The 25809-nt window shown below is 56.2% G+C and carries 25 protein-coding genes; 14 read left to right on the top strand and 11 right to left on the bottom strand.

Features of this window, described 5'->3' with window-relative positions:
- Positions 1–3: 3 nt before the first annotated feature.
- From urtD to urtA, 4 genes are all read right to left on the bottom strand, one after another.
- The gene (gene urtD / locus QEZ52_RS21850; RefSeq protein ID WP_343211907.1) at positions 4–744 is read right to left on the bottom strand and encodes an urea ABC transporter ATP-binding protein UrtD; all 741 of its coding nucleotides are present in this window, start codon (positions 742–744) and stop codon (positions 4–6) included.
- Positions 741–1970 carry an urea ABC transporter permease subunit UrtC gene (gene urtC, locus QEZ52_RS21845; RefSeq protein ID WP_343211906.1) on the bottom strand — a complete coding sequence of 410 codons (1230 nt, stop codon included), beginning with the start codon at positions 1968–1970 and terminating at the stop codon, positions 741–743. Before urtC ends, urtD begins: the two co-directional genes overlap by 4 nt.
- Positions 1971–1973: 3 nt before the next feature.
- On the bottom strand, positions 1974–3929 hold the full coding sequence (gene urtB, locus QEZ52_RS21840) for an urea ABC transporter permease subunit UrtB (protein WP_343211905.1): 1956 nt from the start codon (positions 3927–3929) through the stop codon (positions 1974–1976).
- Between the two features lie 66 nt (positions 3930–3995).
- Positions 3996–5276, bottom strand: coding sequence for an urea ABC transporter substrate-binding protein (gene urtA, locus QEZ52_RS21835; protein WP_343211904.1), 1281 nt, complete (start codon positions 5274–5276; stop codon positions 3996–3998).
- A gap of 455 nt (positions 5277–5731) precedes the next feature.
- On the opposite strand from urtA, the gene QEZ52_RS21830 reads away from it, so the two are divergent.
- From QEZ52_RS21830 to ureG, 8 genes are read left to right on the top strand one after another with little or no spacing between them, the layout of a single operon-like run.
- The gene (locus tag QEZ52_RS21830) at positions 5732–6499 is read left to right on the top strand and encodes an urease accessory protein UreD (RefSeq protein WP_343211903.1); all 768 of its coding nucleotides are present in this window, start codon (positions 5732–5734) and stop codon (positions 6497–6499) included.
- A gap of 1 nt (position 6500) precedes the next feature.
- Complete coding sequence (locus QEZ52_RS21825) at positions 6501–6803, top strand: urease subunit gamma (protein WP_343211902.1); 303 nt, start codon at positions 6501–6503, stop codon at positions 6801–6803.
- Positions 6804–6817: 14 nt separating this feature from the next.
- Positions 6818–6985, top strand: a complete 168-nt coding sequence (locus QEZ52_RS21820; protein ID WP_343211901.1) for a hypothetical protein — start codon at positions 6818–6820, stop codon at positions 6983–6985.
- Positions 6982–7314, top strand: a complete 333-nt coding sequence (locus QEZ52_RS21815; RefSeq protein ID WP_343211900.1) for an urease subunit beta — start codon at positions 6982–6984, stop codon at positions 7312–7314. Before QEZ52_RS21820 ends, QEZ52_RS21815 begins: the two co-directional genes overlap by 4 nt.
- Positions 7289–9049 carry an urease subunit alpha gene (ureC, locus tag QEZ52_RS21810; protein ID WP_343211899.1) on the top strand — a complete coding sequence of 587 codons (1761 nt, stop codon included), beginning with the start codon at positions 7289–7291 and terminating at the stop codon, positions 9047–9049. Before QEZ52_RS21815 ends, ureC begins: the two co-directional genes overlap by 26 nt.
- An 11-nt stretch (positions 9050–9060) precedes the next feature.
- The gene (ureE, locus tag QEZ52_RS21805) at positions 9061–9513 is read left to right on the top strand and encodes an urease accessory protein UreE (protein WP_343211898.1); all 453 of its coding nucleotides are present in this window, start codon (positions 9061–9063) and stop codon (positions 9511–9513) included.
- Positions 9497–10141: an urease accessory protein UreF gene (locus tag QEZ52_RS21800; protein ID WP_343211897.1), complete on the top strand. Its 645-nt coding sequence runs from the start codon at positions 9497–9499 to the stop codon at positions 10139–10141. The genes ureE and QEZ52_RS21800 overlap by 17 nt, the downstream gene beginning before the upstream one ends.
- Positions 10138–10755, top strand: coding sequence for an urease accessory protein UreG (gene ureG, locus QEZ52_RS21795; RefSeq protein WP_343211896.1), 618 nt, complete (start codon positions 10138–10140; stop codon positions 10753–10755). Before QEZ52_RS21800 ends, ureG begins: the two co-directional genes overlap by 4 nt.
- A 44-nt stretch (positions 10756–10799) precedes the next feature.
- Here ureG and QEZ52_RS21790 read toward each other — a convergent pair whose 3' ends face one another.
- Genes QEZ52_RS21790 through QEZ52_RS21780 form a run of 3 tightly spaced genes read right to left on the bottom strand, consistent with a single transcriptional unit; the run spans position 10800 to position 13534 of the window.
- Positions 10800–12443 carry a sulfatase-like hydrolase/transferase gene (locus QEZ52_RS21790; RefSeq protein ID WP_343211895.1) on the bottom strand — a complete coding sequence of 548 codons (1644 nt, stop codon included), beginning with the start codon at positions 12441–12443 and terminating at the stop codon, positions 10800–10802.
- Positions 12444–12499: 56 nt separating this feature from the next.
- Positions 12500–12793, bottom strand: coding sequence for a TAXI family TRAP transporter solute-binding subunit (locus tag QEZ52_RS21785; RefSeq protein ID WP_343212031.1), 294 nt, complete (start codon positions 12791–12793; stop codon positions 12500–12502).
- 30 nt (positions 12794–12823) lie between these two features.
- On the bottom strand, positions 12824–13534 hold the full coding sequence (locus tag QEZ52_RS21780; RefSeq protein WP_343211894.1) for an IS6 family transposase: 711 nt from the start codon (positions 13532–13534) through the stop codon (positions 12824–12826).
- A gap of 624 nt (positions 13535–14158) precedes the next feature.
- Between QEZ52_RS21780 and QEZ52_RS21775 the strand changes: the two genes are divergently transcribed.
- Positions 14159–15292 carry a DUF2652 domain-containing protein gene (locus QEZ52_RS21775; RefSeq protein ID WP_343211893.1) on the top strand — a complete coding sequence of 378 codons (1134 nt, stop codon included), beginning with the start codon at positions 14159–14161 and terminating at the stop codon, positions 15290–15292.
- 341 nt (positions 15293–15633) lie between these two features.
- Here QEZ52_RS21775 and QEZ52_RS21770 read toward each other — a convergent pair whose 3' ends face one another.
- The 4 genes from QEZ52_RS21770 to QEZ52_RS21755 form a co-directional block, all read right to left on the bottom strand.
- Positions 15634–16488, bottom strand: coding sequence for a formylglycine-generating enzyme family protein (locus QEZ52_RS21770; RefSeq protein WP_343211892.1), 855 nt, complete (start codon positions 16486–16488; stop codon positions 15634–15636).
- Between the two features lie 102 nt (positions 16489–16590).
- Positions 16591–17664, bottom strand: a complete 1074-nt coding sequence (locus QEZ52_RS21765) for an AbrB family transcriptional regulator (RefSeq protein ID WP_343211891.1) — start codon at positions 17662–17664, stop codon at positions 16591–16593.
- 262 nt (positions 17665–17926) lie between these two features.
- Positions 17927–19372, bottom strand: a complete 1446-nt coding sequence (locus QEZ52_RS21760; protein ID WP_343211890.1) for a sulfatase-like hydrolase/transferase — start codon at positions 19370–19372, stop codon at positions 17927–17929.
- A 3-nt stretch (positions 19373–19375) separates the two neighbouring features.
- Positions 19376–19864 (bottom strand): MarR family winged helix-turn-helix transcriptional regulator, encoded by a 489-nt coding sequence (locus tag QEZ52_RS21755; RefSeq protein ID WP_343211889.1) that lies wholly within the window; start codon positions 19862–19864, stop codon positions 19376–19378.
- A 127-nt stretch (positions 19865–19991) separates the two neighbouring features.
- Between QEZ52_RS21755 and QEZ52_RS21750 the strand changes: the two genes are divergently transcribed.
- The 5 genes from QEZ52_RS21750 (at position 19992) to QEZ52_RS21730 (ending at position 25803) form a co-directional block, all read left to right on the top strand.
- On the top strand, positions 19992–20939 hold the full coding sequence (locus QEZ52_RS21750) for a tripartite tricarboxylate transporter substrate-binding protein (RefSeq protein WP_343211888.1): 948 nt from the start codon (positions 19992–19994) through the stop codon (positions 20937–20939).
- Between the two features lie 66 nt (positions 20940–21005).
- Complete coding sequence (locus tag QEZ52_RS21745) at positions 21006–21548, top strand: hypothetical protein (RefSeq protein WP_343211887.1); 543 nt, start codon at positions 21006–21008, stop codon at positions 21546–21548.
- Positions 21548–23146, top strand: a complete 1599-nt coding sequence (locus tag QEZ52_RS21740; RefSeq protein ID WP_343211886.1) for a tripartite tricarboxylate transporter permease — start codon at positions 21548–21550, stop codon at positions 23144–23146. The genes QEZ52_RS21745 and QEZ52_RS21740 overlap by 1 nt, the downstream gene beginning before the upstream one ends.
- A complete protein-coding gene (locus QEZ52_RS21735) occupies positions 23143–24657 on the top strand; it encodes a sulfatase-like hydrolase/transferase (protein WP_343211885.1) in 1515 nt (504 codons plus the stop codon). Before QEZ52_RS21740 ends, QEZ52_RS21735 begins: the two co-directional genes overlap by 4 nt.
- A 12-nt stretch (positions 24658–24669) precedes the next feature.
- Complete coding sequence (locus QEZ52_RS21730) at positions 24670–25803, top strand: alpha-hydroxy acid oxidase (protein ID WP_343211884.1); 1134 nt, start codon at positions 24670–24672, stop codon at positions 25801–25803.
- The last annotated feature ends 6 nt before the right edge of the window (positions 25804–25809 follow it).

Below are 25809 nucleotides of genomic sequence, written 5' to 3'. Positions count from 1 at the left end.
GGTTCAGCGCCCCAGATAGACATCGATGACCTGTTGGTTCGAGGTAACGTGGTCAAGACTGCCTTCGGCCAGAATCGACCCTTCGTGTAGCACGGTCACCCGGCAATTCAGGCGGCGGACGAATTCCATGTCGTGTTCTACCACCACCACGGCGCGTGTCTTGGCTGCTTCTAATAGTAAGTCCGTGGTATGTTCGCGTTCTTGCGGGGTCATCCCCGCCGCGGGTTCATCCACCAGCAGCAGACGCGGTTCCTGTGCCAGCAACATGCCGATTTCCAGCCATTGCTTTTGCCCGTGGCTCAACTCGCCGGATTTACGTTTCAGCTCATCAAGAAGGCCGATTTCCTGTGCCCGATCGGCAACTTTCTCAAGATCCTCCGCACTTGGCTTGTAGGCCAGAACCGAGAACCAGCCACGCGGTTTTTTCAAAGCCATCAGCAGGTTTTCCTGCACGGTCTGGTCTTCGAACACCGTTGGTTTCTGGAATTTGCGTCCAATCCCGGCCTGGGCGATCTTCGCCTCGTTCATCTTCAAAAGAGAAATGGATTTTTCGCCCCAGATCACCCGGCCTTCGTCCGGTTTGGTCTTACCGGTGACGATATCCATAAACGTCGTCTTACCGGCACCATTGGGGCCGATAACGGCCCGCAGCTCAGCATCACCGATCTGGAACGACAGGTTGTTGATGGCGCGAAAGCCATCGAACGTGACTGACACGCCTGAAACTTCGAGAAGTGTTCTCATTGGCTTGCCTCATGTTCGCGCAGGGCACCGTCATCCGGGCCCAGGTCGGCACCGTGACGGTTTGGGCTTTTGCGTTGGCTCCACAGATCGACCAGTCCACCCATACCCTTCGGAGCAAACAGCGTGACTGCGACAAAGGACAGGCCTAGCAACACCAGCCACCAGTCAACCCATTTGATCGTGTAGAAACCCAGCGGAATATCGGGAGCTTGCCCGCCGGTGAACCACGTACTGAGAAGGCTGACGAAAGCCGCCCCGATCACCGCGCCATAAAGCCGTCCCCGCCCGCCGATAGCGACCCAGACTGCCAGATAAATCGACGCAATCGGCACAATTTCAGCAGGGTTGATGATACCGGCCTGCGGGTAATAAAGCGCGCCAGCAATGGCCGCGATGCAGGCCGTTAGGGTAAAGACCAACAGTTTGTAGGTCTCGACCGAGTAGCCCAGAAACCGCACGCGGGCCTCGTTGTCGCGAATGCCGCGAATGACCGAGCCAAGCTTGCCCGACACGACCCAAGCAGCCAGGAGGTAACCAAGTCCCAAGGCCAATGCCGACGCCCAGAGAAACCACACGGACACCACGCCCTGCGACGCGGTCACACCCGGCAGGTTCTGCAATCCTGACAGCCCGTTATTGCCGCGCAGGCCGCTGTCGTTCTGGAACAGGTACAGCGCCAACGCCAGCGTCATCGCTTGCGTCAGGATTGACAGGTAAACGCCGGCGACCCGGCTGCGGAACGCGAGCCAGCCAAAGACAAGTGCCAGTATCCCGGGCACCAGAACCACCAAGGCCAATTGCAGGAACAGGCTGTCGGCGAATGCCCAGATCAGGGGGAACTCACTAGAGCCGACCACGCCGAAGATCTGATTACCGATAGCGTCGACAATCTCGGAACTTGTGGGTGGGATTTCGGACTGACCCAGCGATTCGACCACGATCAAGCGTGTGCGTTCATACATCAGCCACATGCCGACCATGTAGCCCCCCAGACCGAAAAAGGCGAAATGGCCCAGCGACAGAATGCCGGTAAAGCCCCATATCAGATCCATCGCCACCGCGATCAGGCACAGACACAGCGTCTTGCCCAGCGTCTTGACGAAACTTGTTGAAATCACGCCGACGCCAAAGCCTTCGGACAGCACCGTCACCATCAGCGTGAACAGGGCCAGACAGGCGAGAAAGATTAAGACAGAAGGGTTTTTGGCAATAAAAGAACGTTGCATAGATCAATCCCCTGCCGCGCGGCCCTTGAGGGCGATGATGCCCCTTGGCCGGAACTGAATGAAAATGATAATAAAGACGATCATATAGGTCTGTGCCGCCAGCGTGTTCGACGGGTTCAGCCACTCAATCCCTTTTGGGAAGAAGCCGATCATGGCGGCCCCCGCAAGCGTGCCCCAGATATTGCCCACACCCCCGACAACCACGGTCATGAAACTTTGGACAATATAATCGTTGCCCAGTTCAGAGGTGACCTTGGCAAAAAGCCCAATGGCAACACCGGCAATGCCCGCGATACCTGAGCCAAGGCCAAAGGTCAGCATATTGACCTTGCCTGGGTTGATCCCCATCGACGCGGCCATACGCGGGTTCTGGGTCACGGCGCGGGTTTCCAGCCCAAGTCTGGTGCGCTTCATGATGAACAGAAAGACGCCAAGGAAAACGAGTGCCAGAATAAAGATGGCGATGCGGATGTAGCTGATTGAAACGACGTCATTCATGACGAAAGCCCCATCCAGCCAGCCCGGCGCGGTCAGAGGCCGCGCTTGTGTGCCAAAGATGTTCTTGGCCAGCTGTTGTAGGGCAATCGAAATGCCAAAGGTCGCCAGCAGGGTTTCCAGCGGACGGGCATAAAGCCAGCGGATCACCAGCCGCTCCATCGCCACACCAGCCGCAAAGGTCACCGCAAAGGCCAGTGGAATGGCGACAATGATCGACACCGTGTGATCAGGAATGATCTGCTGCACCACGTACCCTGTGTACGCCCCCATCATGATAAACTCGCCATGGGCCATGTTGATCACCCCCATAACACCAAACGTAATGGCAAGGCCGATGGCGGCGAGGAAGTAGATCGAGGCCAGCGAAAGCGCATCCAGAGTCAGGTCTAGTGTCTGGTTCATACCAACCTTGAGGCTTATGGTATCCAAGGCCTGGTTGGCCGACGTCGTCACATCGACAGATGGCTCGAAATAGGTTTCAAAAAAGACATGTGCGTTGAGGGCGGCGTCAATATCTGCCTGTGTGACAAGCGGGGGCACTTTGCGGGCCTGTGCCAGCACGACATAGGCACGAAGGCGGGCGTCTTTTTTATCTAACTGCGCCACCGGAATGCCGCCCACCCGGCCACCATCGATATTGGCGGCCAGCGCGGTGCGTATGTCGTCCGGCGAAACCCGCGCGGGGGACAGACCTTTGGCAACCAACAGGTCATAGGCTTCCGTTTCGGACAGGCTTTCTGTGCCGGGCGTCAAGATCTCGGAGACATTCACCCCCTTGGGCACGTCACCCGGTACCACATCGCGTGTCGTCGCCACCAAAGGATTCAGCGTTGCGCGAACATCCACGCCCAGATCGCCGGACATTTCCTCAATGGCGGCCACACGAGCCTGGGTGTTGTCATCATAACCAATTGTCAGCAGCCGTTCGAGCCGTTGCTTTTGGGCTTTCAGAGCCGCATCTGGCTCGGTCTCGATCGAGGCGCGCAGAGGCGCCAGCAAGGCGGCCTCGGGGTCGCGTTGGATTGATGTCAGCGCGCCATGCCGCTTGGCTTTGTCAGGGTCCGACAACTGGAACATCACCAGCGCGGTGGCAATCATGGCCCGGATACCGCTGTTGGGTTTCAGCTGTTTCAATTCTTTTTTGGGATAGTTTCCCACCACCTGACCGCTGTCGAAATCGATAAGCTGATAATTTTTGCTGTCAATTTTTTCACCGACAAAGAACACGCCGTCAGATTTGCGCATCCACATGGCCTTGGCCGTCCATGTCTCTAGCACCAATTGCGCCTTTGGCGAGCCACTGGTGGCAATCGCATTGATGACCGGAGCAATGGTCTTGCGCGAGCTTTTGGCGATCACCTCGTGATACTCTTGCAGTAGCGGCTGGATGGCACGTTCCTCAGCCGTTGCTGTCAGGCATGACAACAGGACTGCGAGGCCCGCAAGGAATAGTCGTATCATATTGGAGTGTTCCGCGAATTGGGTTGGAAGGGGGCCACAAAGCCGCCCCCTTCTCAAATTCAGGCCTTAGTAGTTCGAAAGCGTCTGAACACAGGTTTTAGTCTCGGTGTTGTACATACCGCAGCCGAGATCTTTCCAGTCCGACATCAGAACCGCTGATTCAGGCAGGAAATCGGTCCAGGCATCACCAGGCACTTCGCTTGTCTGGCTGATGATATCAAACTGACCGTCTTCCTGAATTTCACCAATCAGAACCGGCTTGGCCAAGTGGTGGTTCGGCAGCATGACCGCGGTTCCTCCGGTCAGGTTCGGGTACTCTTGTCCGTACATGGCAGACCGCACCGAATCCACGTCAGTAGACCCCGCTTCTGTGGCCGCGTTCACCCACATGTTGAAGCCGATAAAATGTGCTTCCATCGGGTCGTTGGTGACACGCTCTTCACCCATCGTGGCTTTCCAAGTTTTGACAAACTCGGCGTTCACTTCTGCGTCTGCCGACTGGAAGTAGTTCCACGCCGCCAGGTGACCGACGAGGTTAGAGGTATCCAGACCGGCGAGTTCTTCTTCACCTACCGAGAAAGCCACCACCGGGATGTCGTCGGCTGAAACGCCTGCCGCCGCCAATTCCTTGTAAAAGCCGATATTGGCATCACCGTTGATGGTCGAGATCACGCCGACTTTCTTGCCATCCGCGCCGAGCGTCACGACATCAGCCACGATCTTTGACCAATCTGAGTGACCGAAAGGCGTGTAGTTTATGAAGATGTCACCATCCGCAATCCCTTTGTCTTTCAGGTAGCTTTCCAAAATGTTGTTGGTGGTCCTGGGGTAAACATAGTCTGTGCCGAGCAGAGCGAATTTCTCGACCCCCAGTTCCTCCAGGAAATAGTCAGTTGCAGGGATGGCCTGTTGGTTCGGCGCGGCACCAGTGTAGAATACGTTCTTGGACGATTCTTCACCTTCGTACTGCACCGGGTAGAACAGTAGGCCGTTCAGCTCTTCGATCACCGGCAGAACCGATTTGCGTGAAACAGACGTCCAGTTTCCGAAGATTACGTCGACATCATGTACGGTCAGCAGTTCGCGGGCCTTTTCGGCAAACAGCGGCCAGTCTGATGCTGGGTCTACCACCACGGCTTCCAGCTGTTTGCCCAGAAGTCCACCCTTTGCGTTCTGCTGGTCGATCAGCATCAGCATGGTGTCTTTCAGTGTCGTCTCAGAGATCGCCATCGTGCCCGACAACGAGTGCAGGACGCCAACTTTGATAGTGTCTTCGGCAGACATGGCAGCACCAGCCAATGTGGCAAAGACGATTGATCCGGCGAGAGTGGATTTGAGAAAGTTCATATTATCCTCCAGGCAGGGCGCTGGAGAGAGACCTTGCACATATATGCCGATTTCTCTTACCTGTCCCCGCAACGTCATGTTGCAATTCGTGTGGCGGCCGCTTCGAGGTCCAATTCGTATGGCCGTCACACACCTCCGGTTTTTTGACAACGTGTCTCCGGCAGGTGTCCAATCGATTCTGCATTGCAGCGTAATTAGCAAACCTGAGACACGACATTTCCCAAACGCTCGCGGCGAATGCATATTTTTTAACCAGCAATTGCCGCAGGCGCACAAACAATAGACAGCGCCCCCCAGTCGAGACCTTCGAACTGCCAATTCGGATGGTGATTTGCACAGATGACGTCACAACCAAGGACAGTTCTATATGACCCGAGGATACCCCGATCACACGTCAGGCAGACATATCGCCCCCGAATGACGCACAGCCCCCCCGGGCCGAGGGCAACTTGCGCGTGAGCACGAAAAGGGTCGGAGGCCGTACCGTTCTGGATGGTCTGCGCCAGTCTGGCTCCTTCAAATGTCTGTTTCCAAAGGCCCGTGGTGGCGCCATGGACGCCGTCCTTTTGAACACCGCCGGTGGGATCACTGGAGGTGATCAGTTTTCTTTTTCCGGTCATGTGGCGGCAAACACCGCTTTGACCCTGACCACCCAGACCTGCGAACGCGCCTATAGGGCGCAACCCAATCAAACCGGCCAGATTCGCAACCGCATTCGGGTCGAACCCGGTGCCCGGCTCAATTGGCTGCCTCAGGAAACGATCCTGTTCAACGGCAGTGCGCTGGATCGCCGTCTGAACATCAACCTGGCATTGGACGCCTCACTGCTGATGGTCGAGCCTCTGGTTTTTGGTCGCCCGGCAATGGGCGAAACGCTGACTGATATCCGTTTTCGGGACCGTATCGAGATACGACGCGAAGGCGCACCCCTCTTTTTCGACTCGGTGGTCTTGTCCGGAGACCTGCATGCCCATCTGTCCAAACCATTCATCGCCAACGGTGCCGGGGCAACAGCTCTGACAGTGCTGGTCGCGAAGGATGCCGAACGCCATTTGGGGCCCCTTAGGGAGGTTCTTCCTGAAACCGGTGGTGTCAGCATGATCCAGCCCGATGTGCTGGTGTTACGCTTGCTGGCCGTCGACGATTTTACCCTCAGACAAACCCTGCTGCCAGTTCTGCAAAGACTGAATGGCAGTGACCTCCCCCGATGCTGGATGATCTGACATGAACCTGACCCCGAGAGAAAAAGACAAACTCCTGATCGCCCTGGCCGCCGAAGTGGCCCGCAAGCGTCTGGCGCGCGGTGTGAAACTCAATCACCCCGAGGCCATTGCCCTGATCACCGACAGCGTCGTCGAAGGTGCACGCGATGGACGCTCTGTCGCCGATATGATGGAGGCGGGTGCCCAGGTTGTCTCGGTCGAACACTGCATGGAGGGCATCGCCGAGATGATCCCCGAAGTGCAGGTCGAAGCCACCTTTCCTGACGGCACCAAACTCGTCACCGTTCACAACCCAATTCGCTAGAGGAACTTGACCCAATGAAACACGCTTTACCGATTCTAAGCACGCTGGCCGCATCCCCTGCCTTGGCCCATTCCGGCGCGCATATCCATCCTCATGAGGCTGTTACATGGATTGCCGTGATCCTCGCTGCAATGACCGTGGGCGGGACCATGACATTGGTTCACATACGGCGGCGCAAATGATCCCGGGCGAGACATTTCCTGCCGAGGGGTCGCTGACGCTAAACGCCGGTCGCAGCGCCCTGATGGTGTTGGTGGCCAATACCGGCGACCGCCCAGTGCAGGTGGGCAGCCACTACCACTTTGCCGAAGCAAACCCCGCGTTGGAATTTGATCGCTATGCAGCCTTGGGCAGGCGGCTGGACATTCCGGCGGGCACTGCCGTCCGCTTCGAGCCGGGACAGCGTCGAGAGGTGATGCTGATACCCTACCTGGGACGACGACATATCTATGGCTTTAATCAACATATCATGGGAGCGCTGAAAGATGCCGGGCAAGATAAGTCGGAGTGACTATGCTGCCATGTTCGGCCCAACTGTCGGCGACAGGGTGCGACTTGCGGATACCGATCTGATTATCGAGGTCGAGAAAGACCTGATTATGGAACGGGCCACAGCGACACAGTTCAGCGCCACAGGGCTGCGGGACGATGTCTATGGAGAAGAGGTGAAGTTTGGCGGTGGCAAAGTCATCCGCGACGGAATGGGGCAATCCCAGGTCACGCGCGCCCAAGGCGCGGTGGACACCGTCATTACCAACGCGCTGATCGTCGATCACGCTGGCATCTATAAGGCTGATGTTGGCCTGAAAGACGGGCGCATCCACAAGATTGGCAAAGCCGGAAATCCTGACACCCAACCGGGCGTCGATGTCATTGTGGGCCCCGGAACCGAGGTTATCGCGGGCGAAGGGCGTATTCTGACGGCGGGCGGCTTTGACAGTCATATCCATTTCATCTGCCCGCAGCAGATCGAGGACGCGCTGCATTCCGGCCTGACCACCATGCTGGGTGGCGGCACTGGCCCGGCCCATGGCACGCTGGCCACCACCTGCACTCCCGGCCCGTGGCATATCGGGCGCATGATGCAGGCGGCGGATGCCTTTCCGATGAACCTTGCCTTTGCAGGTAAAGGCAACGCATCGCTGCCAGCAGCCCTTGAAGAACAGGTGCTTGGCGGTGCCTGCGCTCTGAAGCTGCACGAGGACTGGGGCACGACGCCTGCCGCCATCGACTGTTGTCTATCGGTCGCTGATGATTTGGACGTTCAGGTGATGATCCACACCGACACGCTGAACGAATCCGGCTTTGTCGAGAATACAGTGGCCGCAATTAAGGGGCGCACGATCCACGCCTTTCATACCGAGGGCGCGGGGGGCGGCCATGCCCCGGACATCATCAAGATTTGCGGCGAAGAGCATGTATTGCCGTCCTCTACCAATCCCACCCGCCCTTTCACAGTGAACACGCTGGAGGAACATCTCGACATGCTGATGGTCTGCCACCATCTCGACAAGTCGATCCCCGAAGACGTGGCTTTTGCCGAAAGCCGTATACGCCGTGAGACCATCGCCGCCGAGGACATCCTGCATGACATGGGTGCGTTTTCGATTATCGCGTCAGACAGTCAGGCCATGGGGCGCGTGGGCGAGGTGCTGATCCGCACCTGGCAAACCGCTGACAAGATGAAGAAACAGCGAGGCAGCTTGCCTGAGGAAACCGGCGACAACGACAACTTCCGTGTGCGCCGCTATATCGCCAAATACACCATCAACCCTGCGATTGCGCACGGGATTGCCCACGAGATCGGTTCGATCGAAGAAGGTAAACGCGCCGATCTGGTGTTATGGGACCCGGCCTTTTTTGGCGTGAAGCCTGAGATGGTTCTGCTAGGCGGCACCATCGTCATGGCACAGATGGGCGATCCCAACGCCTCGATCCCGACGCCGCAACCTGTCTACAGCCGCCCAATGTTCGGGGCCTATGGTCGCTCGGTCGAAAACTCAGCCGTCACGTTCGTCAGCGCGGCTGCGAAGGACGTCGGGATCGGTGCAAAGTTGGGCCTCGCCAAGGACACGTTAGCTGTGAAGAACACACGCAACATCGGTAAGTCCGATTTGGTGTTGAACAACACGACCCCCGAGATTGAAGTCCATCCCGAAACCTACGAAGTGCGCGCCGATGGCGAGCTTCTCACCTGTCAACCCGCCGAGGTTTTGCCAATGGCGCAACGTTATTTCCTGTTCTGAAGGTGCAACCCATGAACATTCTCCCGCCTAGTCGCCAAATTCGTAAACCCGGACATTGGTCCGGTGCTTATGACGTTGTGACGCTCAGCTACGACGACCGTTTTCTGCGTCGCAAGATGCTGACCACGATGCGTGCCGAGCAATTCCTTGTCGACTTGGGCCACACCACGTCGCTCGACCATGGTGATGCGTTCGCGTTGGAAGATGGCCGGCTGATCGAGGTTGTTGCCGCCAAAGAAGACTTGCTAGAGGTGACCGGAGACGACCTGCCACGTCTCGCCTGGCATATCGGTAACCGCCATACCCCCTGTCAGATCGAGAAAGATCGGTTGCTGATTCAACGCGACCACGTGATCCGCGACATGCTGGACAAGGTTGGCGCCAACGTGCGCGAAGTGGTCGAGCCCTTCTCGCCAGAAGGCGGGGCTTATGGTCATGGACGGACGCATGGCCACAGCCACTGAAATCCTCACCCTGACGCAATGGTTCTCGCCAGCCTTCCCAGTCGGCGCATTTGCCTACTCGCACGGGTTGGAATGGGTGATTGATGCCGGGGACGTAACCAACAAAGAACAATCCGAGGCGTGGATTTCTGATGTGCTACTACATGGCGCTGGATGGAACGACAGCCTGTTCCTTGGCGCGGCCTATCGAGCTGGCAGCACCGACGTGGACGAGATAGACGCCATGAGCCGCGCCTTTTCAGCGTCGGCTGAACGGTTGAAGGAAACCCGCCTTCAGGGCGAGGCATTCTGTGAAATCATCGCAAAGGTCTGGGCTGCGGATCTGAAGGGGCTGACCTATCCGGTCGCTGTTGGCCGCGCTGCCCGTCTGCAGGGCCTGCCGCTCGAACTCACCACTCAATTCTACTTGCAAGCCTTCATGGCCAACCTTGCAGCGGTGACGATGCGTCTTGTTCCGCTGGGCCAAACCGAAGGCCAACGGATGATCCGCGAAATGACACCGCTTTGTAGCCAGGTCGCTGCGCAAGCCAGCTGTGCTGCGCTTGATGATCTCGGCAGTTCCGCCTTTTTGTCGGACATCGCCTCTATGAAACATGAAACTCAGCATTCAAGGATTTTCCGCACATGAGCACGATGAACGGACCGCTTCGCGTTGGAATCGGTGGCCCGGTTGGTGCCGGGAAGACAACCCTCACGGCCGCGCTGAGCGAAGCCTTGCGCGACAGGTTTTCGATCGGCGTCATCACCAATGACATATACACGCAAGAAGACGCCGAGGCGCTGATGCGGATGCAGATTCTGCCGCAGGATCGCATCATCGGGGTCGAGACCGGCGGCTGCCCCCACACGGCGATCCGAGAAGACGCATCGATCAACCTTGCCGCTGTGGCCGAGATGATCGGCCGGCATCCGGATGTGGAGATTGTGCTAATCGAAAGCGGCGGCGATAACCTGTCGGCCACATTCAGCCCTGAGCTGGCAGATGTGACCCTCTATGTGATCGACGTGGCGGCTGGCGAAGAAATTCCCCGCAAGGGTGGGCCAGCTATCACCAAATCTGACATCCTGATCATCAACAAGACTGATCTTGCCCCCCATGTGGGCGCATCGCTTGAGGTCATGGACCGCGATGCAACAATGATGCGCTGCGGGCGGCCTTTCGTATTTACTTCTCTGCGCAATCGCGAAGGCGTGGAAAAGATCATTCCGTTGCTTGAAAATGCCGGGGGGCTGGGCGTTTAGAGCTGTGACAGGTGCACCGTCGAAGGTTAACATCCTACATTCTTTCAGGAGATCTTGTCGGTGTTTTTTGCCTTGGGTTTGGTCTCGGGCAAAACCTTGTGAAGCTCTGCCTCATTGCGATAGCCGATCAGAATTCCTGCCTTGGCTTCTCCAAGGCTCGGGTCACGCGCGGCAATCCAAGCATCCGACCGCGTTGTGCGCTGGGATGTGCGCCGAGACCAGCCGCAGAACATCTTTTCCAGACGGATCAATTCATCCGCATAGGCAGGATCGGCCCCAAGATCGGCAATTTCATCGGGATTGGTTTCCAGATCGAAAAGCATCGGCCGAAAGCCTTCGGCAAAGGTGTATTTCCACCGCCCATCAAACAGCATCGTTAGTTTTGCATCCTGAACGGATACGCCAAGACGTTTTCGAACATTGCGCATCGAATAGTCGTATTCGGAAACCGCGAAATCGCGCAGATTTTCTACCTGTCCATGCAGGATCGGCTGAAGCGATTTTCCTTCAATGATATAAGGAACGTCTTCTCCGTCGAAGTAATTCAGGATCGTTGGAACAACGTCGATCGCCTCGACCAGCGCCGGAGATTTCACGCCGCGCGTTGCGTCGGCTTCAGGTCGCGGATCAACCACGATAAGCGGAATGCGAGCAGAAGCGTCGTGGAACAGCTCTTTTTCCCCCATCCAGTGATCCCCCAGATAGTCGCCGTGGTCCGAGGTGAACACGATCATCGTGTCATCGGTGATGCCTTGGTCGTCCAGAAAACCCATCAACCTGCCGATCTGATCGTCGATCTGTTTGATCAGGCCCATATAGGCGGTCAGAACACGGGTGCGTGTTCCGTCATCGCAGAATGCTTTTGAGACACGCTCTTGCATGAAGGCGCCGTAAACGGGGTGAGGGTCGGCGCGCTCGGCATCGCTGCGCACCGGGTCCAAATGGGTCTTGGGACCGTACATGTCGTGATAAGGCGCGGGCACGATATAGGGCCAATGGGGTTTAATGTAGCTCAGGTGCAAACACCACGGTGTGTCACCGGCCTCGCGGATGAAATCCATCGCGCGGCTGGTGATATAGGGCGTTTCGCTTTCTTCATCAGCCGCGCGTGCGGGTTTGTCAGCGTTGTCCATGAACCAACCGCTCAGGATGTTGCCGTCATCGTCTTCGGCGCTGTTGGCGACGCTTTGCCAAGGGTTCTCGTCGGGCCAGCCACGTTCCTTCATATAGGTGTCATAAGCCGTGTTGCGTGCATAGCGGGGCCCGTCCGGGTGCAACCCATCATCACGTTCGTAAGGTTCGAAACCGCATTCCGACACAAGCGCACCAATTGTGCTGTCCGGTGCCAACCCAAGGCGGCGCATCCCGTCGACATCTGCGGTCATGTGGGTTTTGCCGCAAAGCGCCGTGCGAACACCCAGCGGGCGCAAGTGATCGCCCAGCGTCATCTCGCCCACTTTGAGCGGGATGTTGTTCCAGGTCGAGCCGTGAGAACTGGTATAACGCCCGGTATAAAATGACATGCGCGAAGGGCCACAAATCGGAGACTGAACATAAGTTCGGTCAAACAAAACCCCGCGTTCCGCAAGCCTGTCGATATAGGGCGTGTGGAGATGCGGATGACCCGTGCAGGAAAGATAATCCCACCGAAGTTGGTCGCACATAATGAAAAGGACGTTTTTGGGCATGCTTCAACACCAGCTGGATTTTGGGTCGGGGCGGTGCCGCCCCGACCGATCTTTGATTAACCGCGGGCAACATCCGGGATGGTGACACCCATCTCTTCAAGCGCGCGCAGTGCACCCGGATGCAGGGGCATATTGATGTCGGCCACAGCACCTTCTGGTGTGACAGCTGCCAGCCAAGGTGCGCTATCGCGCATCTCGGCAACACCGGCAAAGAATGATTTGGTCATCTCATAGATCATCGCATCGTCTGCGGCGTCATTGGTGACGATACCGACGGTGACACGCAGCGTGGTTGTGTCGCCTTCGTTTTTTTGGTTGTCCCCGTAAACGGCATTGCCAAGTTGTCTGATGCTGGGCGCGGTTAGCCGGCAGCCGGGTCGTTAGGCGGTCATCTCAAGGGCGTATCCGTGCCCCAGGTCAAAAGCGTCCGATCTGGTCTGGCGGTAGATGTTGGTTGGCATTCGGTAGCGGCGGGGGCGGAAAACGATATTGATTTGGTCGTGGGCGGCGAGGAACCTTTGAGCCTGGCGCGGGGACTTGAACCGCCCCATAAGCTTCTCGCGTTTACGGGTCGGCCGGTGCAACCCTTCGATGCGATTGTTCAAGCCCTTGTGTGCCCTGTGGTCCGCGTTTGGGGTTAGGTCACGGATCGGCTTGATATAACTGCGCAACTTGTCCGTGATCACAACGCGCGGATCGCCGAAACGGGCCATCAGCCGCTTCATGAAACGCCTTGCCGCTTTGGCGTTTCGCCGCGGTTGGACGAGAATGTCCAAAACGTCGCCGTTCGCGTCAACCGCCCGCCAGAGCCAGTATTTCACGCCTCCGATCGGCACGACAACTTCATCAAGGTGCCATTTGTCGGCCGCTGCCGGGCGGTCTCGTCTGACACAATCCGCAAAGTGGCCTCCAAACCGGTTCACCCAGAGCCGGATCGTTTCGCGGCTGACAATGACGCTACGCTTTGCCAACAGGTCTTCGACACCCGACGTACTCAGAGCAAATCGATGATACGCCCAAACCGCGTATGTGATAATCTCGCGCGGAAAACGGAAGCCTTTCAGGCGTGGCATATCGGATGGTATTTTCATCCTCGCTGCCTAATCGAAAACGACACCCCGAACAACTTGGCAATGCCGATTATATCGACAGACTATGGAAAATTTAGTGTACAAGACCGCAACAGATTAATGACATTTCTGGATAATATACCTCAATAAGCCCTGCCTTGCGCTACGCCTAAAAATTGCCACCCATTGCATCAAGCGAATTGATCGGACGCGTCTGTATTTCTGCCGTCCGCGAAAATGAAATTTCGGACATGTCAGTGATAACATGGCGCACATGCAATCCTGGAATTCAGCCCATGTCTGCTTTGGGCCTGCTACTGCCGTACGCCGCACCAGGTACGGGTGGCTGTAGGCAGCCCCAAGCGGATCTTGTTGCGGGTGAACGGCATCGACCGCTTTGCGGACGGAGTGTGAATTGGCTGCGAGGTTACCGATGTTTGTTTTTTCCCAATCTTGAATTGTCTCATTATTTGCGATTTTGACATCGGCTGCCCATTTGGCGAACCGCCCTACACTGGTCTCGACCTTGGTGTGGGCTGCGCCAAAGCCTGAGGGCAGGTTGGATGTTCCTGAGCGACCAATCGAATTCGTTAGGTTTTTCCTTGAATTCAACGCATAAAGATCGCCAAGGGGAGGGGGGTATTTATGAGTAAAACTGAGGGCGGTGTAAAATCAGCATATTTCGTGATCGCGGATATATCTGGCTATACGAAATTCATGTCCGAAACAGCCATCGAACACGCCAAGGGGATCCTAGAATCTCTGTTCGGCAGTATGATCCCCACTATCCGATCACCATTGGAAGTATCAGGGTTACAGGGTGATGCTGTTTTTGCTTACGCGTTGAAAAGCGAAGTGGTCTCGCAGCAGTTCATCCTGGATTTTGCGGAACAGCTCTACTGCGTCTTTGCCCGTGCGAAAGAGAAGATGCTGATCAACACCTCATGTCCATGCGATGCCTGTTCCACTGTTGACGCACTGGAGCTTAAGATCGTTGTGCATCATGGAGACTGTATCGTTCAAAAAACTGGAGATCGCGAAGAATTGGCCGGTCAGGATGTGATCACGGCGTTCCGGCTTCTCAAAAATAGCGTAAAGGAACGTACCGGATTGACGGCGTACACATTAATTTCGTGTGCTGCGCTTAAGTCCATGGAACTTGTTGAGTATTTTGACGGATCTGAGTTCTACACCGAAGAAATCGAGCACATCGGCGAGGTCGAATACGTTGTGCGGGACATGCGCGTCGCATGGGAGCGCCGTCGCACAACGGAACGCACGTTTGTTGAACCAGGAGACAACCTTCTCATTGAAGAGTGGATCATTCCACTGCCGGTTTCGCTGGATGTTGCCTTCACCATTTGCACCCGCCCAGAGTTGCGCGCCGAATGGCTGGGCGCAAACAAGGTCGAATTGTTCGATACAAACAAGGGCAAGATTGAACCCGGAACCCTCTATCACTGTTATCACGGCGAAGACATCTTTCCATTTCAGATTGTCGACTGGCATCACGGTGACTACGCGACAGGTAAATACAACCTGCCCATGGGCCTTACGATGATGGAAACCAACGAGCTGGTTCAAGTGGGCGAAGGGACATTGGTCAAAATCAGATTCGCAACCCCGACGTCACCCAAAATCATGGGCAAGCTGATGTCAGGCATGGTGAAGAAAAAGCTGCGTGGCATTATCGTGCCTGACAAGGAAAATCGCATCGCAAGGATGCAAGCGCTTGGCGATAAGCTAGCGAAGGATATCGCGGCACAAGAGACTGCTTGATCCAGTCAGAAGAAGAAACCGCAGGCCAGATTTTAACGCAGACATAACGGCAAAAGGATTGGTTCCAATGCGCTGTTTGGGCTCGCTGCCGCCGTTCTCCGTGCCCAGCACAGACGTCTGATCCCGCACCGAATCTGACCTTGCCATTGCTCAAACCCGCACCTGCAATGCGGGACAAAACCATTGCTGGCGGTTTGGGTGCGAGCGACCGCTTTGCGCGCTTTTGAGAGCAGCAAAAACTCTAAGAAGGCGGGTTCCAGATGTTCCACATCAGTTATGAAGGGGCAGATGGCTATGCTTTATGCGCCTGCGCTGTCCCAACGGCATCCAACAGGGTAATCCTAGTCTGGCCAGACCATACGAAACCCTTGGTGGGTTGTTGTGCTGTCTGGCGAAGTGCCTGATCGCGCCGCGATCCTGTAGCGGTAGCAATATGAAGCGTGACACAAGAACGACCCGCCCTTGGACAGGCGATAGCCTTTCATCGTTGAAAGCCGCTGACGCACGTGTTTCTTTAATGATTTGACGCGATACGCATCTGCCGTCCACTCCCAAACATTGCCAACGATATTGTAAAGACCATAGCCATTCGGGTCGTAATACTGTGCAGGGGCTGTGGCTGCAAAACCGTCCTTCACGGTATTGGTCTTTGGAAAGTCACCTTGCCAAATATTACAGGGTTGGAAACTCGTATCGTTTGGCTCTTGATCCCCCCAAGGGAAGCGCACGTCTCCTAGTCCCCCACGGGCTGCGTGTTCCCATTCGATTTCGGTAGGCAGGCGGCCGCCGGCCCATTTGGCATAGGCCTGGGCGTCGTTCCACGATACATGAACGACCGGATGGGTCGGGTCCCATGCTGCCTCCATTGTGCCGGGACCGTTGATATCACGCCAATTTGCCCCCCCCACACGCCGCCACCATTCGACATCCTTCACACCCATTGTCGGGCCGACATTTTCTGCGACGTGTGCCCAGAATACGAAGGACCACCCAAAGCGCTCGGCTTCGGTGGTATAGCTCGTTTCATCGATGAAGTCGGCGAACTGTGCGTTTGTGACCGCAGTGGCCCCGATGCGGAAAGGTTTCACGCGCGTGTTGCGGATCGGGTCTTCGCCGTCGTCCGGGATCTCGGGACGACAGGTACCAGTCAACGACCTGCCACCGGGGATACGTACAGCATCGGACGCCACACGCATCCGTCCCGCCACGCCCGGAGCGGCCAGTGGGGCACTAAAATCTGTATTCCGCGAGGGGCTGCAGCAACTCTTTTTTTGGGGCTCGGCATGCATTGTGTGAACTTAGGATCCGGGTGAGCGCTTGCCAAGTCGTTTGAACAGCAACCCGGCCACGCCCACTGTGAACAAAATACGGAAAAGATGATGGATAGAGACAAGGACGGGACTGACACCAAGGCTTAATGCGATGAGGCTCATTTCGGTGACCCCGCCGGGTGCAAAGCTGACCAGCAAGGTCTGGAATGACAGGGGGACGAAAGGTTCAAGCAGCAGCGCAAGCCCGGACGCAATCGCCAGCGTCACCAAAACCGAAACCATGCCAAGTGCGAGGGCGGATACCAAATGCCGAGGTGTTGTCCTGGCAAACTGAGCCCCGAGGCTTGCGCCGACGACCAACTGGGCCAGATTGAGAAGTGTCGGAGGTCCGCCCAGATCAATCGCCCCTGTGGACTGAAGGGTCGCCGTCAGCACCAGGGGACCAAGCAATGGCGCCGCTGGCAAACGGGAGAGTTTGCCGATCAAAAGTCCAACTGGGGCAATGGCAACCACCGTTGCCCAATCCCGCCAATCGGAAGGGCCCTTTTCAAGGGTCTGGTTTGCGGCGCTACCGACGGACTCTCCTGCCACCACAAGAAAAAGCATGGGAACGACGAGGATCACCAGAACAATGCGCACAAAATGCTGGATGCTCAGCGTTTCGACATCACCGCCTGCTTTGGCCCCCATTTCCACGGCCTCGATAAGCCCCCCCGGCATGGCCGCATAGAATGCGGTGGGCTGATCATAGCCACCCAAGTGATGAAAAATGACGTAGTTTGACGTCTGCGCAAGGACGACAAAGATCAACATGGCGCACAGGGTGATGGCCAGGGTTGGCGCCATCGACAACACGTCCGGCGTGAAGGTTGTGCCAATCATCGTGCCGATCACGGCAATGAACACTTCCCGCAGGGGTCTGGGAAAGAAAACTGGTTTGTTCGTGCGCGCGACCAACGTTAACGCCAGAATTGCAGTTGCCACGAGGCTTCCCAGAAGGAAGGGAATTGGCCATCCCATCGCGAACGCCGCAAAGGCACCCGACAGCGCGGTTCCCAGGATCAAGGCCAGGTGAAGTGCATTGGATTTCAGGGTGTTCATGCGAAAAACGGTTCTTTTGGGCCAGGGCAAAACAAGGTGTCGTTGTGTTTCAAAGACGGTGGGGGGCCAAGTTGCCCGTGTTCATGATGTTCAAGAGGTTAGTGGATCGCTTCAGTTGGGCTTTGTCACGCCATTGCATTTATTTTGCGCAATGACCCGTCGACCGGGTGTCATCCGGTAGATCCCACAGCTCCGATAGTGCCAAAGAAGTATCATCCTGCATCATGGTGGATCCTTGCGTTGAGTTGAAACCAGTCACCGCCTAAGTGACGGGAGGCGGGGTAGCTGAGGGGGCGCCAAGTTTCGAGGCGATCTCTTTCCCGCCATAGGCCTCAATCAGCGCGTCCTGATCTTTGAACGCTTGCACATTGACGGCTTCGGGATCGCAAATCTGACGAAGTTCGTTTTGCATTCTGGCCAGATCATCTGCATAGGCAGGATTCTGGGCCTGATTGGTCAGTTCTTCGGGATCTTCGGCCAGATTAAACAACTCCGGCGCGAACCCAACATATTCAATCAGTTTCAGGTCGCCCTTTCGAAGCATTAAAGACGCAGAGACCGACCCGATCGCATGGTATTCGCTGAGCACCGCACGGTTGGGGTCGTCTTTGGACGCGGCAAGATCATAAAGCGATTGCCCGGGGCGATCACCCGGAAGTTTTGCACCAAAGTGGTCGATGATCGTTTCCGAGATGTCCAGCAGGCTTGTTGTGGTCGCGCTGGTTGGCCGAGGGTTTGTTTTCAGATCCGGCGCGGGGGCAACAATCAACGGGATCGCCGCGGATTCTTCATACATGTTCATCTTGCCCCACAGATCACGGACGCCAAGGTTCTCTCCGTGGTCGCTTGAGTAGATGACCGTGGTGTCATCAAAGCGCCCACTGTCCTTCAGCGCCTGGATAATCCGCCCGACATTGTGGTCCATATAACTGGTCAGACCGTAATACGCGGCGATTGCGGTACGTCGTTCTTCCTCGTCCTTCCAACCATCTTCTGCGACCATCGCTGTGGCGACCTTTTCGATCCACGGATGTTGGGCATATCCGTCGCGAAGGCGTAGTTTATCTGGGGGAAGCCCGTCCAGAGGATAGAGGTCGTAGAACTCTTGAGGTGAGATTAAAGGGTGATGCGGGGCCACGAGACCCACATAAAGGCACCAAGGGTCGGTGCTGTGCTGAGTGTCGGACAACCAATCACAGGTCCGGTCGGTGACGCTGCGATCATATCTGGTATAACTGCTTTCCCCCGGCCCGATCGTGTTCCCCATCATGCGAACATCTTTGTTGAAGATGCGCTCATCTTCACGACGGATCGAGCCCCAAACCATGCCAACACCATCGGCGACATGCATCGGGATGTGTTGAACGTCAAATCCGGCGTCATCGTCGATCTGGCGATAGTGTAGTTTCCCAATAGACTCCACGCGCACCCCTTTGTCCTGCAAGGCATGCCCCCATCCACGTGGTGTTCCCTGATAAGGCATCGCGTTGTCCCAATTGCCAATCTCGTGCACCGGTCGCCCGGTTGCAAACGCCGCGCGGGCGGGCACGCAGATCGGAGAGGGCGTGTAGGCGTTCGTGAACCGCGTCCCGCGCGCGGCAAGCGCGTCCAAATTCGGTGTCTGCACCACCGGATGGTTCTCGCAGGACATGGCGCGTGCTTGGTGCTGATCCGAAAGGATCACCAAAAGATTGGGAGTATTTTTCATTTCTTATTCATCTTCTGGAATCACATATGCGTCGGGGAAATCGGTCTTTTGGGCGGCTTCTGAAAGCAGCTTGATCGCTTTCAGTACGGTTGCTTGTTCGTCCGCCGTAAGCGCACTTACCAGGTGTTCTTGTCTGGCTTCCAAAACAGGGCCCAGGCGATCATGAGAGGTCCGGCCTTTTTCCGTCAATTCGATAAGATGCTGGCGCTTGTCTTCTTCAAACGGGCGCAGTTTGAGGTATCCCTTGTCTTCAAGGACGCCGAGCATTTTGCTGAACTGACTTTTATCGATGCCCGCACCTTTGCGCACCGCGGTGGTGGTGTTCGCAATATCAAGCGCGACCAGCCGAACGATGCGCCACTGCGCAAGATTCAGGTCGCCGTGCCGAGAAATGATCGCTTTTGCCTGGGTGCTTAAAGCAGAGTGCAACTGCGCAATCTGAAAAGGAATATGCAGGCCTTCGGCGATCGCCTCTGCTGCGGATTTTGTCATCGTCAGATATCCTCTTTGATGAAAAGAGATTCAGGTGTTTTGGTGGAAATGTCAACTTGTTCGTTGACTTTTCCACCTTATTATAGAACAAGTGACGCCAACAGACATGTGTTTCAGGGAGGAAAACATGAAGACGTTGCTCAAATTTGCGGTGGTCGCTGCTGCGATTCTCGGGACATCTACGACCGCATTTGCAGAGGATTGGACCCCACCAGGTCCCATCAAGATGATTATCTCATTTGCGGCTGGTGGAGGTGCCGATACTCAGGCCAGGCTGATCGCCGAAGAGCTCGAAGACCTGCATGGTTGGAAAATCATCCCGGAACAAGTAACCGGCAAAGGTGGTTTGAACGCAGTGAACGCGCTGAAGGAAGAGCCAGCTGACGGCACCGCAATCGCCATCATCGTGTCTGAAACGCTTGGCTACAACATGGCGGCCGCAAAAGCCGGCACCCCCCAAGACGTAACGCCGATCACCACCACTGCCGGAACCCAGATGGGCGTTGTCGCGCTGGCTTCGAAAGGCTGGAAGACGATGGGTGATGTGATTGAAGCCGCCAAGAGTGGTCAGGACATTCGTTTTGGTGTCATGACCGGCATGCTGGGCGATATCGCTTACATCGCGGGCAAGGAAAACGGCGTCAATTTTAATATTATTTCGGTCAAAGGCGGTAAAGCCGTCATGAATGGCCTGAATGCAGGCGACATGGATGTTGGTTTTGGCGCGGGCATACAGGCGAAAGCAGTTGCTGCGGGCGATATGGTGGAATTGGCGTCGGCGCGCAGCGAACCGCTGCAAAACTCGCCAGACGCCCCGCTTCTGTCCGAGTATGGCGTTGAGTTTGTCAGCGAAATCTCGTTCATTTTTGCAGGCCCGCCCAACATGGACCCGGCGGCACGAGATGCCATTGCGGCGGCAATCGGCAAAGTCGTAACGACGCAAGGCGGCAAGGCCAACGCTTTCATCACGAAAGGGTTTGGCGGCCCGGTTGTTATCTCGGGAGCCGAGCTTGAAGACGCTGTTCAGAAGGACTTCGATTCTTCCGGCGCACTTATCGCTGCGGCGTCCGAGTAAGCCTGGAAACGAAGAGCGGGCGGCGTGCGCGCTGCCCGACATTCTCACCCTATTTGCGAGACCGATATGCGAAAACTCTCTGCCACCACGGCACTGGGTGTGGGCTGTATTGCCTTCGCTTTGATCCTTGCCTTCGTCTGGATCCCTTTGGACACCGACACCGGGTTGGTTGAAAGGTCCCGCGGACAATATGTCGTGGGCGACAGCCTCGCTCCGACATTGGCCGCTGCGTTTATCCTGATTTCAGGCCTGTTGCTGCTGCTTGAACGTGGTGGCGAAAACGACCGCCCCTCTCGCAACAACGTGATCTATATTGGTGCCATCACCCTGTTCGGAGTCATCGGGATTGTTGTGATGCGATGGGCGGGACCCGTCGCGGCCAACCTGTTTGGCGGCGAAGATTACAGACTTCTGCGCGACACCATACCGTGGAAATACACAGGTTTCGTACTGGGCGGCGGGTTCATGGTCTTTGCCATGACCTCGTTTGTGGAACAGCGACTGACATGGCGCGCAGCGTTGATCGCGCTTGTGGCCGTCGCTGGGATCATCGTGCTCTATGACTTGCCATTTGATGATGTGCTGCTGCCACCAAATGGAGATGTCTGATGGTTGACGTGGGCACTCTTGACTACATCTGGCTTGGTATTCTGGCGGTTTTTCAGGGACCCGAGGCATTCTCTTTCCTTGGCGTTTCGATTTCCATCACCGTTATGATGGTCGCGTTCGGTCTGGTTCTTGGGATCGTCGTCGGCGCGGCCCCCGGCTTGGGCGGGGTCATTGCGATGGCCATTTCCTTACCGATCCTCATTTCTGTATTTGGCTTCACGTCCGATGCGCTTTTGCCCGTGATGGGGTTCCTGATCGGGGTCATGAAAGGATCAACAGTCGGGGGTGCGGTTCCTGCGATTTTATTTAACACCCCCGGCACGCCCGACGCCTTTATGACCACGCTTGATGGTTATCCAATGGCGCAATCGGGAAAAGCCCGAAAGGCGCTCAAGATTTCCCATTTCTCGTCTGTTTCGGGGGACACGTTTTCGGACATTGTTCTGATTGTCTGTGCCCCGTTTCTGGCGATCCTTGTTGAATCCTATTTGGACCTTCCCGAAAAAACTGCGCTTTTGATCCTATCGCTTAGTTTCATCGCAGCGGTCGTCGGTGGATCCGCTGCCAAAGGGCTTTTGAGCTGCGGGCTTGGTCTTCTGGCGGTATATATCGGAACCGGTGATGATTTTTATCCCCGCCTAAGCTTTGGCAGTTCGGCACTTTCCGACGGGATTCCCATCACCGCAGCTGTGATTGGTGTGCTGGTCATCGGAGCCATTTTCAGCGAGCTTGAAAACCTGTGGAACCAAACGCGCCGCAAAGGAGCGATTGAAGTTGCCAAGGACACGGGAGACCAGCGCCTCCACTGGGCCGACATTCGGCGGATCCTTCCTTACATCGGCCGGTCAGCACTTATTGGCACCACAATCGGCGCACTGCCCGGTGTGGGATCGACGCTTGCAGCTACGATTGGATATGCGACCGGCAAACGGTTCCACGCAAAAAACAAAAAGCCTGAGGACCCAGAGTTTGGGCAGGGTGCGCCCGAAGGTATTGCCGCGACAGAAGCCGCAAATTCTTCGGTTTCGGGGGCGAACCTCATTCCGGTTCTGTCGCTTGGCATTCCCGGCAACACGGCGGCCGTATTTCTGATCCTGGCAGCAGAGTCCATTGGGGGGTTCAACCCAGGCCCAGCAGTTTTCAAGTTCTCGACAGATTTGAACCCTGAACTCGTGATCGCCTTCGGGCTTTTCACCACCATGATCCTGGCCAACCTTCTGAACTGGACAATCGGCGGGTTTCTCATGCGGTTTCTTGGCGCCCTTGTTCGCATCCCGAAGCAATATCTGTTGCCCGTCGTTCTGCTTCTTACACTCGCATCTCTTTATGTTCAGGAAACCTCGATGAGCGCGATTTGGTTCGCCTTTGCATTCGGGATTCTGGGATATTTCATGATGCGCTTTGCGATCTCGCCGCTCCCGTTCGTCATTGGGTTCGTGTTGGGGGGGCGCATCGAAGAAACCGCGCGTCAGGCGTTTTCGGCGACAGGCGGCGATCCCCTGTTTCTTCTCAAAAGCCCACTCGCGGCGGCGTTCATCCTGTGCGCCGTGGGCGTACTCTTCATATCTCTACGCAAGCCAAAGGCAGACAAAAAATGACCCGCCCAAACATTCTTTTCATCACTTCGGACCAACAGCGTGGCGATTGCTATGGGTTTCGCGGGCGCAACGTCTATACGCCACATCTGGACATGCTTGCCGCTGAGGGCACCAGCCTTGAAACGGTCGTGACGCCTTGCGTTGTCTGTCAGCCTGCACGGGCTTCTATCCTGACTGGCTTGTTGCCGCGCACCCATGGCGTGCATGACAACGGGATCGATCTGGATCCTGAGCTGGGTGAAAAAGGGTTTGCGGCGTCGTTGTCTGCCGCCGGATATCACACCGCAAAGATCGGGAAAGCGCATTTTGCGACCTACCACACCTACGGTGACAGCGACACGGTAGAATCCATTCCCGGTTCAACCAAAGTGCCCGCAGGATGGCGCGGTCCCTATATGGGGTTCGATCATGCCGAGCTTGTTCACATCGGGCACAACTGGTGGCTGCCCGAGAAACCTCCTGCTGGTCTGGCTTATGAGGAATGGTATTATGGAGATGGTCGGGGCGCGCAAAAAAACAAACTGCTTTGGGAAAGCCATCGTGACCACAATGGCGCGCCTCAGGTATGGTCATCAAAGCTCCCTGTGGCGTGGCATAACTCCACTTGGATTGCGGACCGCGCAATTGAGTTCATCAAACAGGATCATGACAAGCCGTTTTGCATGTGGGTGTCGTTCCCTGATCCACACCACCCGTTTGATTGCCCTGAACCATGGGCTTCCTTGCATCGGCCTGAAGACGTCGATTTACCAGAACATCGAACGCGTGATTTCGAGGGTCGCCCGTGGTGGCACCAGGCCGCGGTTGAAACAAAGATCGAGGGTAAAGGCGCAGAGATCCGCACAAGCTATTCACGCTATCCCGAAATCTCGGATGAGCACCTGCGCGAGGTGATCGCCAACACCTATGGCCAGCTCTCTTTGATCGACCATTCCGTTGGCCGCATCATCACCGAACTGGAAGCGCAAGGATTGGCCGACAACACCTACATTGTCTACACCGCGGACCATGGTGATTGGCTGGGGGATCACGGTTTGGTGCTGAAAGGGCCGATGCCGTTCGAGGGCCTGCTTAATGTCCGTGCCATCGTGAAAGGGCCGGATGTACCAGCAGGTAAAGTCAGCTCTGAACCCCTTTCGACATTGGACTTTGGTGCAACATTTATGGACTGGGCCGGGGCGGACAGCCTGATGGAGATCCACGGACGATCTATGCATGATGTCATATCGGGTGACGGAACGCGCGACGCGGCCATGAGCGAATGGGAGCTTCTGCCCGGTCGCGTTGGTGTCGGCCTGTCCCTGCGAACCGTCCGCAGCAAGACGGCCAAACTGACAATCGATCTGAAGTCAGGTGCCGGTGAAATGTACGACCTTGAAAACGATCCCCATGAGTTGCGGAACGTTATTGATGATCCGGTCTATGCATCCCTAAAGGCTGATCTGACCGAAATTCTGATGTCTCGACCAGATGATATGCGACCAAATCAGGTTCAGGTCGGAATGGCGTAAGGAGGCCGGGCAATGCCAACCATCACATGTGTTGAAGATTTCCGCGCGCTCTATCAACGCCGGGTCCCGAAAATGTTCTATGACTATGCGGAATCAGGGTCGTATTCGGAAACTACATTCAGAAAAAACGAAGCCGATTTTGGCAATGTCAACATCCGTCAACGCGTGGGAATTGACGTCACGGATATCGACACCCGTACCAGAGTGACCGGCGCGGCGGCCCAGTTGCCCGTTGCCTTTGCCCCTGTTGGCATGCTTGGCATCCAAAACGCCGGGGGCGAGATCAAGGTCGCAAAAGCGGCGCGTGACTTTGGCGTTCCCTTCATATTGTCGACGATGTCTATTTGCTCGATCGAACAGGTCAAAGAAGCGACAGGCACGCCGTTCTGGTTTCAGCTTTATGTGGTCAAAGATCGCGAATTTGTCCGCGATCTTATCCACCGCGCCAAGGCTGCCGGGTGTTCACATCTGGTGGTGACGATGGACCTGGCGATGCTTGGACAACGCCACAAGGATGTGAAAAACCAGCTGTCGATCCGCCCAAATCTAAAGAACATGCTCAACATAGCGACCAAACCGCGTTGGGCGCTCGAAATGGCAAAAACGCCCTACAAGGGCTTTGGCAACGTGATTGGCCATGCAAAGGGCGTGGACGATCTGAGCAGCCTTCTTGTCTGGGCCAAGGAAATGGTCGATCCGGCGCTGGATTGGGACGACATCGAATGGATCCGCAAAGAATGGGGCGGACCGATTGTGTTGAAAGGTGTCATGGATGTCGCAGACGCGCGTCTTGCGGCGGGGATGGGCATTGAAACGATCATCGTCTCAAACCACGGGGGGCGCCAATTGGATGGGGCCGCAAGCTCGATCTCGTTGTTACCAGAAATCGCAGATGCTGTGGGTGACAGGATGGAGTTGTTGATGGATTCCGGTGTGCGCACTGGAATGGACATATTTCGCGCACGAGCCCTTGGCGCGTCAGGGGTCCTTCTTGGCCGCGCCATGGTCTATGCGTTGGGCGCAATGGGTCAGGAAGGCGTTGCCGCCTTGTTGAACATCCTTGAGCAGGAACTGAAGACAACTATGGCATTGGCCGGAAAAACGTCTGTGTCAGACATCAGCATAGACGACGTATTCAGAGCTTGAGAAACG

Origin of the sequence: Aliisedimentitalea scapharcae, assembly GCF_045277565.1 — a bacterium.
GTDB classification, from domain to species: Bacteria; Pseudomonadota; Alphaproteobacteria; order Rhodobacterales; family Rhodobacteraceae; genus Aliisedimentitalea; species Aliisedimentitalea scapharcae.
The sequence above is the reverse complement of the archived record's forward strand: the minus strand, read 5'-3'. Positions and strand labels throughout refer to the sequence as shown.